The organism is Cutibacterium sp. KB22876 (genome assembly GCF_059728865.1).
On sequence record NZ_AP040858.1, the window covers coordinates 349,124 to 369,006 of the forward strand.

A 19,883-nucleotide genomic window follows, 5' to 3' on the forward strand; every position below is an offset into this window, starting at 1 on the left:
ATCCTCCCCGAGTCACAGCGCACGCCCTCCCACTGGGTACACGACAGGCCACCGCGCCTCGACGAGTGGAACAAGCTCGCCGACACCCAGACATGGCACACCAGACTCGAAGCGACCTGATACAACCTCAGCGGAGATGCGCCTACTAGAGCCGAAGCCGTGTTTCTGGAGCGCATGAGCCGCATCGGCGTCACCGTCTGAGGTACCTCCCCAAAGGCGAGCGTCGCCCTGGCGGCGTCACGCTCCCATCCAGCGATGTCTGGTGGCGTGGGCACGCCTTCGAGCTCAAATCACCGAAGCCAGACAAGCCCGGCGGTGGCATTGTCAGCATGATCAGCAAGGACCAAGCCAAGGCGTGGAGGAATCATGGCGTGAGATCGTGGACCTCGGAAACCGGGAGTTCACCGGCGAACTCGGTGCCCTTCTGGGCTCCTACAACCTTGGTCCAAGACACCTGCCGCTGGATGAGCTGTGGGTTCACAGCCGGGGAGTCCTCCATCAGATCCCGCTTCGGGCACGTAAAAAGCCGGGGAAACTCCTTGGACTCCCAAGGCTCCCCGGCCAGTTCTGACTGTACCACAGGCCACCCTCGCCGTCTTCCCCGCCTACGCGGAGGTGAGCCGTTTCGGATGCTTGACAGGTCGGAGCTGATATCGTCTTCCCCGTCTACGCGGGGTTGAGCCGGGGTTTCTCACTCAGATGAGGAGGGCGAAATGAGTGAGTTTGTTGCCGACAATGGTGTTCGAGTGACCGACGAGATGGTTCGCCAGTGGGCAAGTGAAGCCGAGTCGGGTTTTGAGGGGTTGCAGGTCGAGCCGTTCGAGGGCCGAGCTTGGGAGGACGTGGAGACTGAGCCCCTGGAACCTCGCACGATCCGGGTCAGTGCCAGCGTGTGGAGGCTGATCGAACGGGATGCGTCTCGGCAGGGCATGACCGTATCCGCGTGGACCCGTCAAGCGCTCACCCGCGAGGTCACCCAGACCCTCAACGCCGGCTAAGGATTCACGATGCGGAGACGCTTGGAGTCGTTGTGGGACTGATAAATTTATGAGCAAACGAGACGTTCTTCGTAGGGAACAAGAGCGCGAATCACTCAAGATGAAGCGCCGTAAGATCACCTATGTCGCCGTGGGTGTACTGGCCCTCTCCCTTATTATCGTTGGCACGGTACTTGCTATTAATAAGTCCCGCCAGGGTCCCGCTATAGAGACTTCCCAGGGTACGATCTCCAAGGCGATTGTCTCCATCCCTAAAAGCGTTTATGACAAGGTTGGCCCCGGTTCTTCGGAGCTTCAGGTCACCAAGACTGGGAATAAACCTGACAGAGACGGCAAGGTAAAGCTCTTCTATGTAGGGTCAGAATTCTGTCCCTTCTGCGCGATGGAAAGGCTCCCTCTCGCGGCAGCTTTGTCTCGATTCGGAACCTTCAGCGGGCTAGAAGACACCCTGTCAAGCCCGACAGAAAAGGAGCTTTCCAACATTCCTACGATTACTTTTAGGAACTACAAGTACAGCAGCAAGTATGTTGACTTGGATGCCTATGAGTTAGCCGATAGAGAAGGTCGACAAATAGCGAGCTTGCCGGAATCTAAGAAAAATATCTTTAGCAAGTATAACCCAGAAGGAGGCATCCCCTTCGCCTACTGGGGCGACATCACCACATCGAATCCCAGCTACACGCCTTGGATGGCGAGGGAAGATCCGAAAAACGTGGTAAAAGCTCTTTCTAATCCAAATTCAAAAGAAGCGCAAGCGATCGTAGGAGGGGCGAATCTCTTCACTGCCGAGATTTGCTCCAGGACTGGTAGCAAACCTACGAACGTCTGCACGTCGCCTGGCGTGAAGGCAGCAGCCAAAAAACTGAAGTGACTCGCAACCTTGGTCTAGGCGCAGAGCAAGGCAAAACCCCTCCTGAGCAAGTCCAGTTCAGGAGGGGTCTCTGTGAGTGCAGGCTTGAGGTTGAGGGGGTGTGGCTCAGGCCGTGACCCCATCGCCTACGCGGTGGTTTTGATCGGGTCGAGTCTGGAGCTGGTCAGGGAGGGCGTCAGTAGTGCCTCGGGCATATGGGTGACTTTGAGGGCGTCCAGGGCGGCGCGGTCGTCGGCGCTGATGTGGGTCTGTGCGTGGTTGCGTCCGGCTGTCGTAGCGAGTCGGCTGCTGGTCACGTCGGTGCCGACGGCGCCGCACACGGGGCATTCCCACCGCACGCCAGTGCCGGAAGGTATAACCACCGCGTCGAGCACTTTGCCGTCCAGGTACTCGCGGCGGAGGCGAGCCCACGCTTTCTTCAGATCGCCGTAAGTACTCATTCAAATCCTGGCGGCATAGGGCCGCGAGGCTTCCTCGGTTTCCCTCGCCCAATCCTTGCGGGCACGTCTTCCCCGCCTACGCGGGGATGAGCCTTTCGTCGCGCTAGGTGCATCTTTCAGAATCGGGGCTTCCCCGCCTACGCGGCGTGGACGTGGGGCCCTTCGCCTCGGGTGACGTCTTCATGCAGGGCGACCGACTCATGCCATGCTGACCGATTGCCCCGATGCGGTCGCCGTTGACATGGAATCGACGGCGATCGCTCAGGTCTGCCGCTCCCTTGATGTCGGCTTCGCATCGATCCGCGGCATCTCCGACCTGTGCGGGCCGGCTGCCAACGAGGAGCACCCTGAACGCGTCGAGGGTGCGAGTGAGCGCGCCGCCAGCATTGTGGTGGAGCTCTTGGAGACCGAGTCCTGACAGAGGACGCAGCCAGGGCCGACGGCACCACGAGAGCCGCGCACCTGGCGGCACGCGGCTCTCGCCCTCCTGGCGCCTCAGCCCTGCTGGGTGAGCTGCTTCACCCACTGGTGGACGTTGGCGATGTCCTCGGCATCGCCCCCGTCTGCACCGGCGATGCCGAGGAAGCCGACGACCTCGTCACCACGCATGAGCGGGGCACCGGCGTCGGACTTCTGCAACTCCATGCCCTGGGGCGCGGAGAACCAACTGATCCAGTGACCATGGCCCTCGACGGTGGCCTCGGCACGGCCCACTGATGCCAAGTGGCCCGCACCACGCGGGCCATTGAAGGCGACGACGCTGAGCTTCTCACCCTCGCGCGGGGCCTGTGGGCTGAGCTTCGCCACCGGAGTGTCCTTGACCGGGGTGGCCAAGTGAATCAACATGGCCTGGCTCTTGGACGGATCATTGGGGGTGAAGTAGTGGCGCTCGGTGATCGCGGTCCGATGACCGGATCCGTCGACGACCTCGGTGCTCTTCCCGCACCGAGCAGTGTCGAACCAGGTCAGCGCCCATTCGGGGCAACCAGGACCGCGCTGCAGCGGTGCTCACCATCGAGCGCACTCAGCGCGACGATGCCCGGGTTGGTAGTGGACTCACCGCCGGTCGCCGCCTGGGCCACCCCACCACCCAGGGGCAGCGAGAGGGCACCGACGACGGGGAGGAACTTACGGATGGACAGACATCCTTTCTTATTGAGAATGATTCTCCGTAGTATTCAGCTATGGATCCCCAGCCAAGTCAAGTGCCCAGCACGTGCTCTGGACAGGTCCTCAGAGCTTCAGGTTGTCCGACAGTTCCAGCGCGTAGCGCACCAGCTCAACCGGATGCCCGACCCGCCTTGGCGATCTCGTACTTCTCCTTCTTGAGGCCATAGGCGCCCGCGGTGCCCCAGTAGCCACTGGACGAGCGCAGTGGCATCCTCGGTGATGACGAGCAGACCCAGAATGGTGTCACTCACCCGGTTGCGGGAATCGACCTAGTGCACTCCCCGCTCTCGCCGATAGTGACAGCGTTGATGGGAGCGTGAACACGGAGATGTGCGGGCTCATCGTGGCACACGTATACACTGTGATCTGACGTCACTCCGCGTCATTCATCCAGTATTCATCCAGTCACAGGAGACCGTCATGGCGCCGACCGCCGCTGCCGCCGATGAACTCGTCAAGACTTACGGAACCGGAGATGCCGTCGTCAAGGCCCTCGACGGGGTGAGCGTCACCGTCGAGGCCGGTGCCCTCACCGCAGTCATGGGTCCGTCGGGATCGGGCAAATCGACGCTCATGCACTGCATGGCCGGGCTCGACCGCCCCACCTCAGGCCGCGCCTTCATCGGCCAGACCGATGTCGCCACCCTCACCGACAGGAAGCTGACGCTGCTGCGACGTGAACGGGTCGGATTCATCTTCCAGCAGTTCAACCTCGTGCCAACCCTCACGGCCCGCGAGAACATCCTCCTGCCCCTGGCCATCGCCGGACGCAAGCCCAACCCGCAGTGGTGGGACACCGTCATCGACGTCGTCGGACTGGCCGACCGGCTCGACCACAAGCCCTCCGAGCTGTCAGGTGGGCAGCAGCAGCGCGTCGCCTGTGCGCGCGCCCTCGTGGGCCGACCCGAGATCATCTTCGCCGACGAGCCCACCGGCAATCTGGACTCCATGAGTGCCACCGAGGTGCTCGGCTTCCTGCGCCGGTCGGTCGACGAGTTCGGCCAGACCATCGTCATGGTCACCCACGACCCCGTCTCGGCCTCGTATGCCGACCGGGCGCTGTTCCTTGCCGACGGGCGCATCGTCGACGACATCTGTCATCCCACCCATGACGCCGTGCTCACGACGATGAGCCGCCTGGACCCGCGCCGCAACCCGTCGATCGACTCCGGGCCGGACGACGGCCCGTCCCCGCATCGGGCGAAGACAACCGGTGGCGAGCACGTGCCGGCCGCCCGCCGTGTCGAAAGGCCCTGAACCACCATGTGGAAGGCCACCTTCACCTCCCTGTGGAGCCGCAAGCTTCGGCTGTTCATGTCCACCTTGGCCATCGTCCTTGGCGTCGCCTTCGTCTCGGGATCGTTCGTCTTCGGCGACATGCTCCGGTCCACCTTCAACTCCATCGTCTCGGGGTCCGTCTCGGACGTCGAGGTGTCCAAGAACACCGAGGACGCGGTGCAGGGCGACGCGACGAAACCGTACCCGTTGACACCGGCCGTCGTCGACAGGATTCGCACGATCGACGGTGTCAAGGACGCCCAGGGCACCGTCACCGAGACGGGAACCGTCCTCATCGACCGCGACGGCAAGGCCATCACCAGTTTCGGGCCGCCCCAACTGGGCTTCAGCTGGCAGACGACCCCGGCCCTCGGCGGCCAGCAGGGCGTCCACGTCGTGTCGGGCCACGAACCGCGCACCGACGACGAGGTGGTCGTTGATCCGCAGACCCTCGACAAGTCCGGCCATCATGTCGGCGACAGGGTCAAGGTCATCACGAGCCGAGCCGGCACCGTCCAGGCGAAGCTCGTGGGCACCGCCACCGTCGGTGAGAGTGGGTCCGCCGGGGCCAGCTACGTGTTCTTCACGACGCACCGCGCCCAGCAGCTCTTCCTCAAGGGCCACGACGCATTCACCGGTGTGGCCACGGTCGTCGAACCGGGCGCCGACCGGGCGACCGTCGCCAAGGCCGTCCAGAAGGTCCTGCCGAAGGGATACCAGGCCAAGGACGGCAAGGTCGTCGCCGATGAGCAGATGAGCGTCATCGGCAAGGCCCTCGGCTTCGTCGACATCTTCCTGCTCGTCTTCGCGGGCATCTCCCTGCTCGTCGCGAGCTTCCTCATCGTCAACACCTTCACCATTCTCGTCGCCCAACGCTCCTCCGAGCTGGCGCTGTACCGGGCCATGGGGGCCAGTCGCGGTCAGATCAGGGCGACCGTCCTGGTCGAGGCCCTCGTCGTGGGCGCCGTCGGGTCAGTCCTGGGTCTGTTCGGCGGCCTCGGTCTGGCCGTGGCCATCAAGGCGATCATGGCCGCAACCGGATGGGACATCGGGCAGACGACGCTCACCCTGGGCGTCAAGGCCATCGTGGCCTCGCTCGTCACCGGCATCCTCGTCACGCTCGTCGCCGCCCTGCTGCCGGCTGCCCGGGCCACCCGCATCTCTCCGGTCCAGGCCATGACCTCGGCCCGAACCGAGTCCGAGGTCGGATTGGGCAAACGGGCCGTCATCGGCTCCGTCATGGCCGCCGTGGGCGTCGTGGGGATCGTTCTGGGGATGCTCGACGTCGTGGGCAAACCGGTGGCCTGGGCCGGGGCCGGCATGGCCCTGACGATGATCGGCGTCGCCCTGGCCTCGCCCCTGCTCGGCCGTCCGGTCATCTGGATCGTCGGCAAGGTGTACCGAGCGACCTTCGGCGAGGTCGGCAAATTGGCCGAACTCAACTCGATCCGTCAGCCCCGACGCACCGCCGCGACCGCATCGGCCCTCATGATCGGGCTCACCCTGGTCTCCCTCATGGCCGTCTTCGGGGCCTCCTCGACGCGCTCGGTGACCAGCCAGGTCACCGACACGCTCCGTGGCGACTTCATGGTCGGCCGACAGGGATTCGAGGGGTTTCCCGACCAGGTCCGCACCAAGGTGGCCGCCGTCCCGCAGGTCAAGGACGTCCACGCCATGAAGATGGCGCAGATGCTCGAGATCCCCGCCGGCCACACGACCCCGCCCAAGGAGTACTTCACCGACGCCACGGGACGTCACACGCGCGGCATCGCGGGCATGGAGGCGACCTCGCTGGACAAGATGTTCCCCCAGAAGGTGACGAAGGGACGCATGTTCCGCACCGACGGCGAGATGATCGTCGACGAGAAGGCGGCAGAGAAGTATCACCTGAAGGTGGGGTCGTCCTACCGGTTGTGGTCAGTGGATGCTCAGCGTCCCATGACGCTCACCGTCGTCGGCATCTACACGACCGGCAAGGGACAGCCCATCGCCACCATGTGGGTCTCGACGAGCACCCTCACCTCGGCCGGTCTGGGCGACAAGGACGCCTTCCTGTCGATTTACCTCAAGCCGGGCACCGACCACGAGCAGGCCCACAGGGCCCTCGACGCGGCATTGGCCGACATGCCGTTGGTGAGCGTCATGGACGTTGGCCAGTACACCGACCAGATCCTCGTCAACGTCAACCGGACCATGGCGCTGCTCTACGCACTGCTGGGGCTCAGCATCGTCATCGCCGTGCTCGGCATCGTCAACACCCTGGGTCTGAGCATCATCGAGCGCACCCGGGAACTGGGCCTGTTGCGTGCCATCGCCCTCACCCGCCCGCAGGTGCGCCGGATGATCACCCTGGAGTCGGTCGTCATCGCCTTGCTGGGTGCGGTGGTCGGGGTCGGTCTGGGAACCGTCTTCGGCATGGTGCTGCAACGTCTGCTCGCCGACCAGGGCATCGACAAACTCTCGATCCCGTGGCTGCAACTCGTGGCCTTCCTCGTGGCCGCGGCGCTCGTCGGGGTGCTCGCCGCGCTGTGGCCGGCGCACCGGGCGGCCCGCACGAACATCCTCAAGGCCATCGCCACCGAGTGAGGTCTGCCGGCGGGTCCTCCACACACCTGGCGGCGGTCGCCAGCGGCCCTGTCATCGGCGAGCTTGCCTCAGCAAGGTGCGGACGCGGTCGGGATCGTCGGCCATATCAAGGGTGGCGAAGACGTTGGAGACATCCACCTCGGGACGCTGCCAGCCGATGGTCGCGACGTGGGCGGCCAGGGCGACGCAAATCTCCTGGCAGCCGTCGATGATCCACTCGGGGTCGACGTCCGGGTTGACGTGACGGGAGAACTCGGCGGCGTCGTGCTGCTGTGCCGCCAGGATCGCCGACAAACCACTGCGCAGCTGCTCAACGGCCTCCTCCCCCATGGTGGAGACGACGACCGGGTCGGCCATGTCGCGGCGAACCCGCTCAACCAGCAGGCCGGGGACCTCGTCAGAGGCGAGTCCTTCGCGGTCGAAGAGCCAGTCGGGCAGGTACACCTCGACGGTGTCATCGTCGACCTGTTCGACCCGCTTGACCACGGCGTCGAGCAGGCTGACGCCGAGCATGATCGCGCCCTCGAGCTGACAGAGCGGGGTGAGGGCGATGGCGATCGCGGCTCGTCCGGACTCGAGTGGGTCGATCTGTTCACCGCGCTCCTGGGCTCGCAGCTCCTCTTCGCTGGCCCGGCGCAACACCTCGAAGGACTCGGCCGGCGGAATCTGCACGGATTGCGGATCGGCCTCGACGTCGTCGGTCTCCGGGAGCTCGGCACCGACGGAGTCAGGATCGCACCAGTTGACCGGGAGATCCGGGATGTCGTTCATGGTCATTCGCCTTTCCTGTCATAGACCGATCCGATGACGCGCGCCGGATTGCCGACGGCGATGGATCCGGCCGGGATGTCCTTGGTGACGACCGCTCCGGCTCCGATGACGCTGTCCTCACCGATGGTGACACCGGGGCAGACGATCGCGCCTCCGCCGAGCCAGACATTATTGCCGATCGTGATGGGTTTGGCAGCCTCCAGGCGTTCCCAACGCAGGTCCGGGTCGATGGGGTGGGTGGGAGTCAGCAACTGGACGTTCGGGCCGATCTGACAGTCGGTGCCGATGCGAATCTCGGCGACGTCGAGAGCCGTCAGGTTGTAGTTGGCGAAGCTGCGCGCGCCGAAGTGGATGTTCTCACCGTAGTCGACGTATAGCGGCGGCTTGATGACGGCATCCTCTCCGAGTTCTCCGAGGAGTTCGGCCAGCAGAGGGATGGCGCTGTCCGGATCGTTGAGGAAGGCCCGGTAGTAGGCGTCAGCCAGCCTGGCCCCGCGCTCGGCGATCCGGGAGCTCTCCGGGTCGTCGGCGATGTAGAGGTCCCCGGCGAGCATCCGTTCCCGGTTCGTGCGGGGGTCCCCTGCGAAGTGGTCAGTCATGGGGTCAACGGTATCGGGAGGGCATGAAGGCATCCCCTGAACCTCGAATACCGGCTAGTACTACACAGAGCTGCCAGAAAACCTGGATGGTGACGTTGCCATCGGGTTTTCGGAGCGTTTTTTGGCAGCTCCGTGTAGTGGAAGGCCGTGCAGCGAGGCTGTGAGAGGAATGCGCCCCGGGGATCACCCAGTTGGGCCACCTGGGCCAATCCCCGCCCTGCCACGTCCACCTGTACCAGTTGTGTCCCCTGTGCCAGCAGATCTTGACGGGGGGACACAGCTGGCGCAGCTGAAAATGAAGGTCACGGGAAAAAGGGGCGCCCGGTACCCCGGACGCCCCGCAACCTCACCTGACGAGCTCTCCCTTGACGAGCTTGATGAGACGGTCGAGAACCGCACCGCCTGAGGCATTCGACCCATTGTGCTCATATTCAGTCGTCACCCAGGCATGCATCTGCGGCAGTAAGGCTGCCGTTTCGACGGAAAACTGGCGCGGCACATAGGCGTCGTCGTGGTACACCGCCGCAGCACAGGGCACCTCGGCAGCCCGGAGGGCGTCAGCGTCATACAGCTTCGGCCACGGATGGTCCGCAATGAGATTGGCAACCTCCTTCCACGGCCGCAGCTCCTGGTCGGTGTCGAACCACTCCGGCATGACGTGCTCACCGGTCAACAGGGTCGGATCCTGCTGGAAGTCCTCGGGCAGCATCCGCGCGGCCGACCAGCCGGTGACCACACCGTCGGCATAGGATGACTCGTGGATGACGGCGTACAGCGGGTTGCGTCCGCCAAAAGGCAGCAGCCCGGCAAGATCATGGCGGAACGACCGTGAGGTGTGCGGATACTCCAGCAGGTAGTGCAGCTTCTCAGCCCCACCCGAGGCGCCCAGCAGGTGTCCCAACGACCGCAGCCGCGACGGCGTCACGATGTCACCGTTCGGAATGGTGATCTCGCCCTTCTCGGCCAGCGCCATGAGCTCTGCGAGCCGCACCCGATCCTCCGGAAATCGCTTGTAGTATTCCAGCGACTTTGCGCGCAGCTGGTCGTAACAGGCGGTGTAGACCTCGTCAGCAGAACGTCCGACTGCCGACAGACCACCCGTGAAGTAACCGGCCGACAGCGACTCCGGGTAGGTGGACAGGTACCTCAGCAAGGTGAATCCGCCGAAGGACTGGCCCAGCACCGCCCATCTCTGAACACCAAGGTGACGACGGATGTCCTCACAGTCCTCGACGATCTCGTCGGCACGCAGGTGGGTGAGGTACTCCGCCTGGCTGGCCGGGTCCCCCACCGGCTCGCTCACCGGCGAGGACAGTCCAGTGCCGCGCTGGTCCAGCAGCACGAGCTGGTAGTCCTGCAGGGCCCGGGCCAGCCAGCCCGGGAATCCGGGATCCCGCAGCGTCGGACGCGGAGACTCGCACCCCGGGCCACCCTGCAGAAAGACGAGGTACGGCTTGTCGGTGCCGTCAGGAGCAGCGACCAGACGCGCATAAATCTCGACGGTGCGCAGGTCCTCGGGGTTGTTGTGGTCCAACGGGACCCTGAGGCGAATGTCGTCGGTCAGCAAGCCAGGAATGTTGCGGTTCCACGTCATGGCATCAGCCTACGAGGTCCGGAGGCAGACCGAGTCGACTCCGTCGCTCCTCGCCCGGCGGCGCGAGGCTTGCCATATCCAGAACCCTCAGTATTTTCTCAGCTTTCACACGATGTTGTCCCATCCTCCGCAACTACCGTCGCGGCTTGTCCAGAAGATTCGGAGGTCCATCAGCAGCGCATCCCCGAGGTGACACCCACTCATCTATACTGAACCGATTTTGAGAATCTCTCAGGAACACGTACAGTTCAACGAGCCCCTGAACCTGCGGCAACGCTCGGAAGGAACATCACATGACCAACACCTCGACCAACGCCGGGACGGCTCTCAAGCGCACCGTCGCTCTGACCGCTGCGGCCGGACTCGCCGTCATGGGCACCATCGCCGAGGAGGCCCACGCCGCCCCCACCGGTACCCCTGGGGCCCATGCGGAGAAGGCTCCCACCCAGCAGACTAAGAAGGCGCCGACCAAGCAGGCCAAGCGCGCCACCCCGTACACCACCCAGTTCGCGCAGTCCCGCGTCCACCTCAACGTTCGTTCCGGACGTGGCACCGCGTACAAGCGTCACGGTCTCATCCACCCCGGCGACCGTCTCCTCATCGTTGGCAAGGACGTTCAGGGCTGGACCCCCGTCAACTACCGTGGCAAGACCTCCTGGGTCGCCACCCGCTACATCAACAAGGTCACCCGCCCGGTCGGCATCTTCGCCCAGCGAGGCGACCACAATGCCCGCACCAAGGCTGTTCAGCGCGACCTTTCGACCCTCAGCTACTTCCCGGGCAAGTGGGTCGGACTGCCTTACGGCCCATCCACCACCAACGCCGTCAAGGTGTTCCAGAAGGCCAATGCTCTCAAGCAGACCGGCGTCACCGACGCCGTCACCATGAGCCTGCTGCGCTCGAAGGCCAGCTACAAGCGCGCCGCCGAGGCCGAGAAGGCTGCCGAGACCGAGAAGGCAGCTCAGAAGAAGGCCGCCGCTCCGGAGCCGACGCAGCGTCACTCCGAGGAGTCCTCGCGCACCTCCCGTTCCTCCGAGCGCTCGGACCGTAGCGCCGCCGACGTCTCCACCAGTGGCGTCGCCGGAAGCTGCGGGGCCTCCTTCTACACCGATTCGCAGACCGCCTCCGGTGAGCCCTTCAGCTCCTCGGCCATGACGGCTGCCTCCAAGACCTACTCCTTCGGCACCCGCCTCAAGGTGACCAACAGGGCCAACGGACGCTCTACCGTCGTGCGCATCAATGACCGTGGACCCTACGTCTCCGGTCGCTGCCTCGACCTGACTCCGGCCGCCTTCAACCAGATCTCGTCGCCCAGCGCTGGCGTTGCCGACGTCACCTACGAGAAGGTCTCCTGAGCTCACCAGACATCGATCATGACAGCGTCAGCCCCCGATCCACTGCGGATCGGGGGCTGACGTCATGTTCAAGACTTCTCAGGCCAGGCCAAAGATCTCTGGCCCAGGAATCAACCGGCAGGAGCCTCCGGGCCGTCGTTGAACCACCAGGTGGCCTGTCCGGGAACTCCGGCCTTCTTGGCCTCCTCCGGTGCCTCGACCTTGTCGAGCTCGTGGACATTGCCCTCGGCATCCTCCCAGCACACCACCTCGCGGCGCACCGGGATCTGCACGGTCACCAGATCAGTGACGACGTAGCGGCGCAGCTTGGCACCAGCCGGCAGACCCATGGCGGGCACGGGCTCGGCGACCGGGAGAACCTCATCATCAGAGTGTTCCTCGGAGTGATCATCGCTGAGCGCCTCAGGACGGTTCTCGTCGTCCTCCTCGCCATCCTCAGCAACCGGGGAGCCCACGTTGTCCTCGTCACGGGGAGCCGCCGGAACGATGACCGGAGTGACGGTGGTGTCCTGGCCGACCTCGTCATCGTCGACGGGCTGGGTCTCGCCGACCTCCTCGGGGGAGTCGTCGTCAACCTCTGCGGCGTCGACGATGTCAGGATCGCTGTCGGCACCGCGTCCTGGCTGGGCGATGATGATGTCGTCATCATCGATCTCCAGTCCGGAACGACGAGCGGGCTCCATGCCGTAGTGGCCGTAGACCTCGGCCTCACGGTCACGCGAGAGATCGTCCTCCTCGGACGCCTCAGGGGCGGTCTCGATGATGTCGCGGTTGAACGGCACACTGACGTGGCTCGTGGAGTAATCGGCGCCGCGTACCGGAATGAAGTGCTCGTGGCCCTCCGAAAGCACGGTCACGAAAGTCACGGCACCGGTGACCTCGTCGGCAAAGATCTGCTGGATCGTCCCGACCTTCTCACCATCCGGTCCGACGACCTCGGCGTCGAACAGTCCGGGGATGTCCTTGGGATCCATGGCGCTGATGTCCATGTATCGACCTCTCGCTAGGGGGCTGGAACGTACGCGCATACACGCACTCTTCGCTTCAGCTTTTCACAGTGCAGGCGCCAACTGGCGCAATGCATCCGGGCGCGTCTCGAACTGAGCACCTGCCCGGATCGGGTCGACATGCCTTGGCCTGAGGATCAGAGCTCGTCAAGCCAATGGTCTGACGATCAGCAGTCCGAGAGTCAACGGTCGTTGATCGCGCTGACCATCCGGTCGACGGCCTCCTCGAGCAGATAGCGTGGGGTGGCGAAATTGATACGTGCGTGCCCCTCACCCCCGGGCCCGAAGGTGGGACCGTCATTGAGACGGATACGGGCGTGACGCAGCAGCCACTCCCCTGGCGAGGCCGGAAGCTCGTAGGCGGAGAAGTCGAGCCAGCCCAGGTAGGTGCCTTCAGGAATCCGGTAGGACACTCCCGGCAGTTGATCGGCCAAGGTTTCCGACAGCCACACCGCGTTGTCATGGATGTAGCAGTTGGCGGCATCCAACCATTCCTGACCGGAGTCGAAGGCGGCCTTGTTGGCAGCCATGCCGATCGTGGTGGCCCCTTCGGCGTCGAGCGGATGGACCTTCTGATCCCACAGCTTGGCCTGCTCATCGGTGAAGAGGGAGATGAAGGCCGTCATGAGCCCGGGGATGTTAAACGACTTCGACGCCGAGGACACCAGCACCGAGTGAGCGGCCGCTTGCTCGCTGATGCTGGCGTAGGGCACCGAGGCCTTGCGCTTCTCGCAGACCGGGACGAGAGGTCCATGGATCTCGTCGGAGATGACGAACCCGTGGTGACGCTCGACGACCTCGGCCAGTCCGCGCAGCTCGTCCGCAGTGAAGACGCGACCCAGCGGGTTGTAGGGCTGACAGAGGATGATCGACCCGGCACCCTTGGTGAAGGCCGCGTCAATGCCGTCAAGGTCGAGGGTCCAGCCCAGGTCGGAGTCGACCATCGGCACCGAGATGATCTCGCGTCCTTCCAGTCCCGGCACCTTCCAGAACGGCATGTATGCCGGGGAAGGGACGATCACGGGGCTTCCGGGAGCGCTATAGGTGCGGATGGCCAGCTGGACTCCGGACAGGACATTGCGCAGATAACGCACCTTGAGCGGATCGACCGTCAGGCCCTGGACCTTCTTCGCCCATGCCGCCCATGAGTGCCGCAGTCCGTTGTCGCGCGGATATCCGTAGGCGTGCTTCGCAACCATGTCCTCGATGGCCTGCTGGATGGGCGGGGCAACCCGGAAGTCCATCTCGGCCACCCACAGCGGGATGACCTCCTCGGCGACGTCTTCCCACCTGGCCGTTCCGCGTGAACGCAACCACTCGACAGTGGGGCTGTCGAAGTCGAAACCAGTCATTGCCGTCCTTCCATAGTCCTCGACCGGGGCGTTGCCCCGGTGCAACGCCCGTTCACCGGATATGTGGCTGCAGGTCGGTGACATGCAACCACATGCCCTTTCGTCTCAGCTTGTCACATACCACCGGGCACGTCTGCCGGGATTGCCGTCGAGAAGCTTGTAGGATCGTCATGTGATCTTCAAACGTGTCGGTGACTCCCGCCCATACCCTGGCCACGGGTACACGCAGAAGCAGTGGTCCCAGCTGGCACCCGTGCAGGTGCGCCTGGACCAGCTCGTCACGACGAAGAGCAACCTTGACCTGGCGAACCTTCTCGAGGACGACTCCACCTTCTACGGGGACCTCTTCGCCCACGTCGTGGCCTGGCATGGCGACCTCTACCTTGAGGACGGCCTGCACCGCGCGCTTCGTGCTGCCCTTCAGCAGCGTCAGACCCTCCATGCCCGTGTCCTCGAACTGGACTGATGCCCCGTCATGACTCCTGATGAACGTCGCCACTATCTGAGGATGGCAGGTACCCCGATCACCCTGCTGGCCCTCGTCATCCTCATCGCGGTGGCCATCCGCGCCGGATGGAAGGCCGTCAGTGCCCCCGTCCCCCCGCCACCGATCACCCCTTGCGTCAATCAGGACGTCAAGGGCAAGCTGACAACGAAGGACGTCACGGTTTCGGTGTACAACTCCGGTCACACCCGTGGCCTGGCGGGTAGCGTGTCGAAGCAGCTTGCCAACGTCGGGTTCGTCATTGATTCGGTGGCCAACCGTGAGCCCATGGTCAAGGAGGTGACGGTCATCGGCCACAACGCCAAGGATCCTGAGGTGAAGCTGGTTGCCGGCTACTTCCCGGCAGCAGTGTTGAAGTCGGATCCCAAGCGCGTCGATCATGAGGTTGAAGTAGTGCTCGGCGATCGCGACCCGAACTTCAAGACGGATGCACCGAAGTTCGTGAAGGTTGGTGAGCCCGTGTGTCTGCCGTCACCGTCACCGACCCCATCGATGCTGGCGACGCCAGGGGAAAAGCAGCCCTGACCATCAACCAGCCCGTTAAGGCCACGGATCCATCTGGGTCCGTGGCCTTCCCATTCGTCTTCTTAGTCAGCCGGGTTGGTTGGCCTGCCCAGTCGGTTTTGGTCAGCTTGCTCAGCGACTTCGTCAGTGTGGTCACTCGGCCTGGACGCGCAGCCCGTGCCAGCGCGCCAACCGGCCTCCCCGGCCTATCTCGGTCAGCCTCTCGACAACGTACCGCCGTTGCCCCTGGGGGACGACGATGAGCAGCTCGTCACCTTGCTCCAGCTTGGTCTCCGCGCGCGGAGCAAAGGAACGGTCGCCACGGATGATGAGCGAGACGACGCAGTTACGCGGCAGCCGCAGCTCGCGGACCGTCACCCCGGACAGTCTCGATCCCTCGGGAACGTCAGCCTGCAGGAGGTCGGCAGCGATCTCGTCAAGGGGCGCAACCTCGATCGTCACGTCCTTGGCCATCTGCGGATCGACGACGCCGAGGAGCTTCGCCGCGCCCGGCAAGGTCGGGCCCTGGATACAGGTGAAGACGACGACGAGCACCAGGATGACGTCGAAGAACTTGTCGGCGCGCTCCATGTGGGACGCCATCGGGATCGTCGCCAAAATGATCGGCACAGCCCCGCGCAGACCGGCCCAGGACAGGAAGAACCGCTCGTTGCGGCGGAACCCGAACCATGTCGTACAGGCGAGGACTGCCAAGGGGCGCGCGACAAAGGTCAACAGCAGGCCGGCAGCAACACCGGAGCCAACGGAGACCCAGGTGAGACGGTCGGGGTTGGCCAGCAGACCGAGCATGACGAACAGGCCGATCTGACAGATCCAGCCGATGCCCTCAGAGAAGGATCGGGTGGTGTGCTGATAGGGCAGGTCGCCATTGCCAATCATGACGGAGGCGACGTAAACCGCGGCGAATCCGGACACGCCGATCCACACACCGACACCGTAGGCGGTCACGGCCCACGCCATCGCAGCGATGGCGTAGAGGTTTCCGGATGGCAGGTTGATGCGTCGCCCGATCCTGACAGCCACCCACCCAACGCCCAGACCGACGCAGATACCACCGATGAGTTCAAGGGCAATGGACCCAAGAAGAGGGAGTACGCCGATCGTCGACTCCCCAGTTGCGACCCCGGTCAGTGCGATGACGACGAGGACGGTCGGGGCGTCGTTGAGGCCCGACTCAGCCTCGAGCACGGATCTGAGCCGATTGGGCAGGGAGACCCCCCGAAGCACGGAGAACACGGCAGCAGAGTCAGTCGGGGCGGTGGCCGCGCCGAGAAGGGCTGCAACGCTCCAGTGCAGGCCGAGCGCGTAGTGGCCCAGCAGAGCCATGACGCCGAAGGAGACGCCAACCCCGGCGGTCGCCAACAAGGCAGCTGGGCCCAGGGCCGGTCGGATGTCTTTCCAGTTGGTCGATAATCCACCATCGGCAAGGATGAGCACGAGGGCAGCGAAACCAATGGCGTGTGCGGCACCCAGGTCGTTGAAGTCAATGCCGAAACCGATGGGGCCGAGCAGCATACCGACCAAGAGGAACAGCAATAGCGCCGGCAGTCCCAGACGGGTGCCGATCCGGGCCGCGAAGGCGGCCAGCAACACGACGACGGCGCCGATGAACAGGGCGAGGTCAGAGGGTTGCACGAGGTCATTATTCCAGCAGGACGACGTCCGTCATGGATCTGGACACCATGGGGAACGCCGTCTCGCGAGAAGCGGACATCCGGAGGGGCCGTTGACGGTCGTGAACTCCGGAGGGTACTGCTCGGTGTTGGATTGCTCCCGAAGCCGACCGGGGCGGTCTCTCTTTCGGACTATGCCCCAACCCGCTAAACACAAGGCCCCGGGAGCCTCCCAGCTCCCGGGGCCTTCTCGGCGGTGACGGAGGGATTTGAACCCTCGGTAGCTCTCGCTACACCCGCTTTCGAGGCGGGCACTTTCGGCCGCTCAGACACGTCACCGTGAACAAGGGTAGCGAATCCATCACCTCTGGCCAAAATTCGAGTGTCGGGGACACGACGATCAGGTGTCAGAGCGTGTCAGGGGCGGCTGTCCTCGTCCTCACTGCTGACCTCAGCCTCCTCGGCTGCCTCGACCGCCGGGTCCACCTTCGTGTTCTTGTTGTCGAATCTCTTGGCGACCACGAGTGCCAGCCCGATGTAGAACACCAACAACCCAGCCATGATAAAGGACATTTGGTAGATCGTCCCGACCATCGAGAGGTCGCTGAGGTTCAGGTAGGTCAGTGGCACGACCGCGTAGATGATCGCGAAGACCAAGGCGATCCCGTTGTTGCGGGTCACGATGAACATATTCGAGATCGGCGATGTGACGAAGTTGACGTACAGCCACGGCACCAGAGCCACCGCAATGTCAGCCGACTGCTGAAACTTCGCGCCCAACAGCCACGGCAGCACCGGCGGGATGAGCACATACAGCAACCCGAAAGGCACGATGCCGACGAGGAACGACCTCACCACCGACTTCTTGACGGTCTGGTAGAACTTCCCGGCGTCGGAGACCGACAGCTTCTGGAAGAACACCTGGGACAGTGCTTGGTTGATGACGGACGCCGGCATCTGCATCAACGTCCAGGCGATGTTGAATCGACCGTAGCCAGCCGTCGAGAACTTCACCATGATGATCATGTTGACGCCCTGCTGCCGGATGGCGTCAACGATGGCGTTCGGAGCCGTCAGCAGAGGGAGCTGCCGATACTTGCGCATCACCGCACGCATCGGCATGTCGGATTCCTCGATGGCGCGCAGGTCAGGACCCAAACGGCGTCGAAAGTTGTTGAGCGCCAAGCACTTGCCTAGGAAGGTCGCGATGACCTGACCGAAGGCGGCGGCATTGATGGCACACGAGGTGATACGTCCGACCGCCGTCGTCGACTGGCACCACAGCGCGTTGGTGCCGATGATGCCGAACTGCTTGCGCCGGTTCGCCCAGTAATTAACGACGTTGACCTGCGTGTAGGCGAAGACGATCGGGCCGACCGCCAACAACCACCACCGGGCCTGCGGCTTGCCGAGCAGCCCACTGAGGAATCCGCCCAGGGGAATCATCGACAGCATCGCCAACGTCGAGACGACTGCATTGATCCGCGTCGCCAACCGGAGCACCCGTTTGGCCTCGGAGTTGTCCCGCGGCAGCACGATGGCCATTTCGTAGCGCAGGGCTGCAGCAGGGATGACGAACTGGGAGACGGCCATGATGGCGCCATAAATGCCCCAGTCAGACGGGTCAATGTGATGGGTGACGTAGAGGGTAGCCAGGGCAGCAATCAACTGGGCCAGGCCGGTCCCGCTCATGACCTTCGTCACCGAGGCGAGAAACTCATGACTCTGGATGTAGGCGTGAGCGCGTGGGAAGCGCACTCGTTTCTCCTCGGCCGCCGCGGCATTTCCGGAAGGCGTCTGCTCCCCGGATTCCGACGGCGTCGATTCCGTTGGGGTGTTGGTCACCCGTCCACGGTACAGGCCCGATGACCGCCGAAGAATTCGCGCAGCAGGGCGGACGACTCGTCGGCCATGACGCCGGAGACCACTTCGGGACGGTGCGGAAGCCTCGGATCGCGCATGACGTCGAAGAGGGAACTGACAGCTCCGGCCTTGGGATCGAAGGCTCCGAACACCACCCTCGGGATCCGCGCGGCGATGATCGTCCCGGCGCACATGGTGCACGGTTCCAGGGTGACGACGAGGGTGCAGTCATCCAGACGCCACCCGTCCCTGGCCTCCGCAGCTCGACGGATGACGAGCACCTCGGCGTGAGCGGTCGGGTCACCGGTGAGCTCACGCTCGTTGCCCGCCTCGGAGAGGACCTCGCCGTCAGGGCCGAGAATCACCGCACCAATGGGGACGTCACCCCACTGCGCCGCACGACGCGCCACGGCGAGGGCCTGGGCCATGGCCTGACGCCAACCCGGCATCGGGCCAGCCACGGGTCAGCGCACCGAGGTGTTGGCCGCCCGCTCGAACTGCGGCCCGAAGTGAACCCGGGCGGCGATGTCGGCCAGGATCTCGTCGGAGTCCTCGTCGGCCTCGGCGAAGGCCTCCATGTCGAACTCACCCACTCCGGCGTCGGCAAGCATGTCGCCGTCGCCCATTGTCTCGGGGTCGTCGTCGGGGTCAGGAATGTCCTCGCCCAAGAAGTCAGCGACGTCGCGAGCAATCGGCCAGTCATTGGCCTGGGTGGAGTCGGACAGGAAGACCTGCACGTTGCGGCCGCGAACCCGGACGATGACGTAGAACTGGTGGTCGATCGAGACCATGCCGACGGCTCCTGCGTCGCCAGGGAGACGGCGCAGCTGGGTGATGAGCTCGTCGAGATCGTTGGCGAGCATAGGCTCCATGGGGACCGCGGTCCGCTCGCCATCATCGTTGTAGAGAGCTACGACGAAGTCGATCTCGTCCTCGCCTGCGTCCTCGAGATCATCGTCGTCATAGTCATCGTCATCATCGTCGTCGTAGTCGTCCTCGTCATCGGGCAACTCGTCGTACTCATCGAGATTGTCGTAGTCATCGACGTCATCGTCGGGAACAAACTCGTCATCGCTGAACCGGGACATGACGACCTCCTTGGGGGCGAACGTCTCCATCGTTGCAGACATCTGGCCGCGGAAACAGTCGCAGGGCCGATTTGAGCGCGAACTTCTCGACGGAAGGAAGGTCCGGGGCAGTGTGGACGGTGTTGTACCTGCCGTTATCGGCGAAATTCGCCGAGGATTGGCCGAATCTAGCCATGGCAGCGTCACCCCCTACCGACAGGCTCCCCGACAGCAGTTACTTCCGTACACCGGCGCCGCACATCCCCCACCCATTCACTCCTCGGCCCCC

General features: G+C 64.1%; 20 protein-coding genes and 1 tRNA gene. 8 read left to right on the forward strand and 13 right to left on the reverse strand.

Translation table 11 applies throughout. The features are described 5' to 3' along the window. Positions 1-364: 364 nt before the first annotated feature. The gene (locus tag AC6I1W_RS01615) at positions 365-580 is read right to left on the reverse strand and encodes a hypothetical protein (RefSeq protein WP_117189489.1); all 216 of its coding nucleotides are present in this window, start codon (positions 578-580) and stop codon (positions 365-367) included. Between the two features lie 178 nt (positions 581-758). Between AC6I1W_RS01615 and AC6I1W_RS01620 the strand changes: the two genes are divergently transcribed. Next, complete coding sequence (locus AC6I1W_RS01620; protein ID WP_117189534.1) at positions 759-998, forward strand: hypothetical protein; 240 nt, start codon at positions 759-761, stop codon at positions 996-998. A 49-nt stretch (positions 999-1,047) separates the two neighbouring features. Further along, positions 1,048-1,869 (forward strand): DUF929 family protein, encoded by an 822-nt coding sequence (locus AC6I1W_RS01625; RefSeq protein ID WP_117189490.1) that lies wholly within the window; start codon positions 1,048-1,050, stop codon positions 1,867-1,869. Between the two features lie 125 nt (positions 1,870-1,994). On the opposite strand, the gene AC6I1W_RS01630 is transcribed toward AC6I1W_RS01625, so the two are convergent. After that, a complete protein-coding gene (locus AC6I1W_RS01630) occupies positions 1,995-2,309 on the reverse strand; it encodes a hypothetical protein (RefSeq protein WP_117189491.1) in 315 nt (104 codons plus the stop codon). Between the two features lie 205 nt (positions 2,310-2,514). Between AC6I1W_RS01630 and AC6I1W_RS01635 the strand changes: the two genes are divergently transcribed. Further along, the gene (locus AC6I1W_RS01635) at positions 2,515-2,727 is read left to right on the forward strand and encodes a 5'-methylthioadenosine/S-adenosylhomocysteine nucleosidase family protein (protein ID WP_065673211.1); all 213 of its coding nucleotides are present in this window, start codon (positions 2,515-2,517) and stop codon (positions 2,725-2,727) included. Between the two features lie 77 nt (positions 2,728-2,804). Here the strand turns inward: AC6I1W_RS01635 and AC6I1W_RS01640 are convergent, their stop codons facing one another. Continuing rightward, a complete protein-coding gene (locus tag AC6I1W_RS01640; RefSeq protein ID WP_063279590.1) occupies positions 2,805-3,155 on the reverse strand; it encodes a hypothetical protein in 351 nt (116 codons plus the stop codon). A 744-nt stretch (positions 3,156-3,899) separates the two neighbouring features. Between AC6I1W_RS01640 and AC6I1W_RS01645 the strand changes: the two genes are divergently transcribed. Both AC6I1W_RS01645 and AC6I1W_RS01650 read left to right on the forward strand, forming a co-directional pair. Continuing rightward, positions 3,900-4,736 (forward strand): ABC transporter ATP-binding protein, encoded by an 837-nt coding sequence (locus AC6I1W_RS01645; protein ID WP_117189492.1) that lies wholly within the window; start codon positions 3,900-3,902, stop codon positions 4,734-4,736. A 6-nt stretch (positions 4,737-4,742) separates the two neighbouring features. Next, positions 4,743-7,343: an ABC transporter permease gene (locus tag AC6I1W_RS01650; RefSeq protein ID WP_117189493.1), complete on the forward strand. Its 2,601-nt coding sequence runs from the start codon at positions 4,743-4,745 to the stop codon at positions 7,341-7,343. Between the two features lie 51 nt (positions 7,344-7,394). Here the strand turns inward: AC6I1W_RS01650 and AC6I1W_RS01655 are convergent, their stop codons facing one another. From AC6I1W_RS01655 to AC6I1W_RS01665, 3 genes are all read right to left on the reverse strand, one after another. Beyond that, a complete protein-coding gene (locus tag AC6I1W_RS01655) occupies positions 7,395-8,120 on the reverse strand; it encodes a hypothetical protein (protein WP_117189494.1) in 726 nt (241 codons plus the stop codon). Continuing rightward, positions 8,117-8,713 (reverse strand): sugar O-acetyltransferase, encoded by a 597-nt coding sequence (locus tag AC6I1W_RS01660; protein WP_171048649.1) that lies wholly within the window; start codon positions 8,711-8,713, stop codon positions 8,117-8,119. Before AC6I1W_RS01660 ends, AC6I1W_RS01655 begins: the two co-directional genes overlap by 4 nt. A 346-nt stretch (positions 8,714-9,059) precedes the next feature. Beyond that, positions 9,060-10,307, reverse strand: a complete 1,248-nt coding sequence (locus AC6I1W_RS01665; protein WP_497743515.1) for an alpha/beta fold hydrolase — start codon at positions 10,305-10,307, stop codon at positions 9,060-9,062. A 293-nt stretch (positions 10,308-10,600) separates the two neighbouring features. Between AC6I1W_RS01665 and AC6I1W_RS01670 the strand changes: the two genes are divergently transcribed. Then, positions 10,601-11,662: a septal ring lytic transglycosylase RlpA family protein gene (locus AC6I1W_RS01670; RefSeq protein WP_021108039.1), complete on the forward strand. Its 1,062-nt coding sequence runs from the start codon at positions 10,601-10,603 to the stop codon at positions 11,660-11,662. A 110-nt stretch (positions 11,663-11,772) separates the two neighbouring features. Here AC6I1W_RS01670 and AC6I1W_RS01675 read toward each other — a convergent pair whose 3' ends face one another. Next, entirely contained in the window at positions 11,773-12,651 is an 879-nt protein-coding gene (locus AC6I1W_RS01675) for a PRC-barrel domain-containing protein (RefSeq protein WP_015583673.1), read from the reverse strand. 200 nt (positions 12,652-12,851) lie between these two features. Beyond that, entirely contained in the window at positions 12,852-14,021 is a 1,170-nt protein-coding gene (locus tag AC6I1W_RS01680; protein WP_015583672.1) for a MalY/PatB family protein, read from the reverse strand. 172 nt (positions 14,022-14,193) lie between these two features. Here AC6I1W_RS01680 and AC6I1W_RS01685 point away from each other — a divergent pair, with 172 nt between their 5' ends. Continuing rightward, a complete protein-coding gene (locus AC6I1W_RS01685; protein WP_015583671.1) occupies positions 14,194-14,487 on the forward strand; it encodes a type II toxin-antitoxin system VapB family antitoxin in 294 nt (97 codons plus the stop codon). A gap of 9 nt (positions 14,488-14,496) precedes the next feature. Continuing rightward, positions 14,497-15,051 carry a LytR C-terminal domain-containing protein gene (locus tag AC6I1W_RS01690; RefSeq protein WP_015583670.1) on the forward strand — a complete coding sequence of 185 codons (555 nt, stop codon included), beginning with the start codon at positions 14,497-14,499 and terminating at the stop codon, positions 15,049-15,051. A 132-nt stretch (positions 15,052-15,183) separates the two neighbouring features. Here AC6I1W_RS01690 and AC6I1W_RS01695 read toward each other — a convergent pair whose 3' ends face one another. The 5 genes from AC6I1W_RS01695 to AC6I1W_RS01715 all read right to left on the reverse strand — a co-directional run bounded on the left by AC6I1W_RS01695 (position 15,184) and on the right by AC6I1W_RS01715 (position 19,615). Next, complete coding sequence (locus AC6I1W_RS01695) at positions 15,184-16,686, reverse strand: potassium/proton antiporter (protein ID WP_065673220.1); 1,503 nt, start codon at positions 16,684-16,686, stop codon at positions 15,184-15,186. 232 nt (positions 16,687-16,918) lie between these two features. Continuing rightward, positions 16,919-17,003 (reverse strand) — tRNA-Ser (locus AC6I1W_RS01700). 78 nt (positions 17,004-17,081) lie between these two features. After that, complete coding sequence (locus tag AC6I1W_RS01705; RefSeq protein WP_004809690.1) at positions 17,082-18,509, reverse strand: lipopolysaccharide biosynthesis protein; 1,428 nt, start codon at positions 18,507-18,509, stop codon at positions 17,082-17,084. Then, a complete protein-coding gene (locus AC6I1W_RS01710; protein ID WP_171048652.1) occupies positions 18,506-18,955 on the reverse strand; it encodes a nucleoside deaminase in 450 nt (149 codons plus the stop codon). The genes AC6I1W_RS01705 and AC6I1W_RS01710 overlap by 4 nt, the downstream gene beginning before the upstream one ends. A 36-nt stretch (positions 18,956-18,991) precedes the next feature. Next, a complete protein-coding gene (locus AC6I1W_RS01715; protein WP_041710344.1) occupies positions 18,992-19,615 on the reverse strand; it encodes a tRNA adenosine deaminase-associated protein in 624 nt (207 codons plus the stop codon). Positions 19,616-19,883 lie beyond the last annotated feature (268 nt).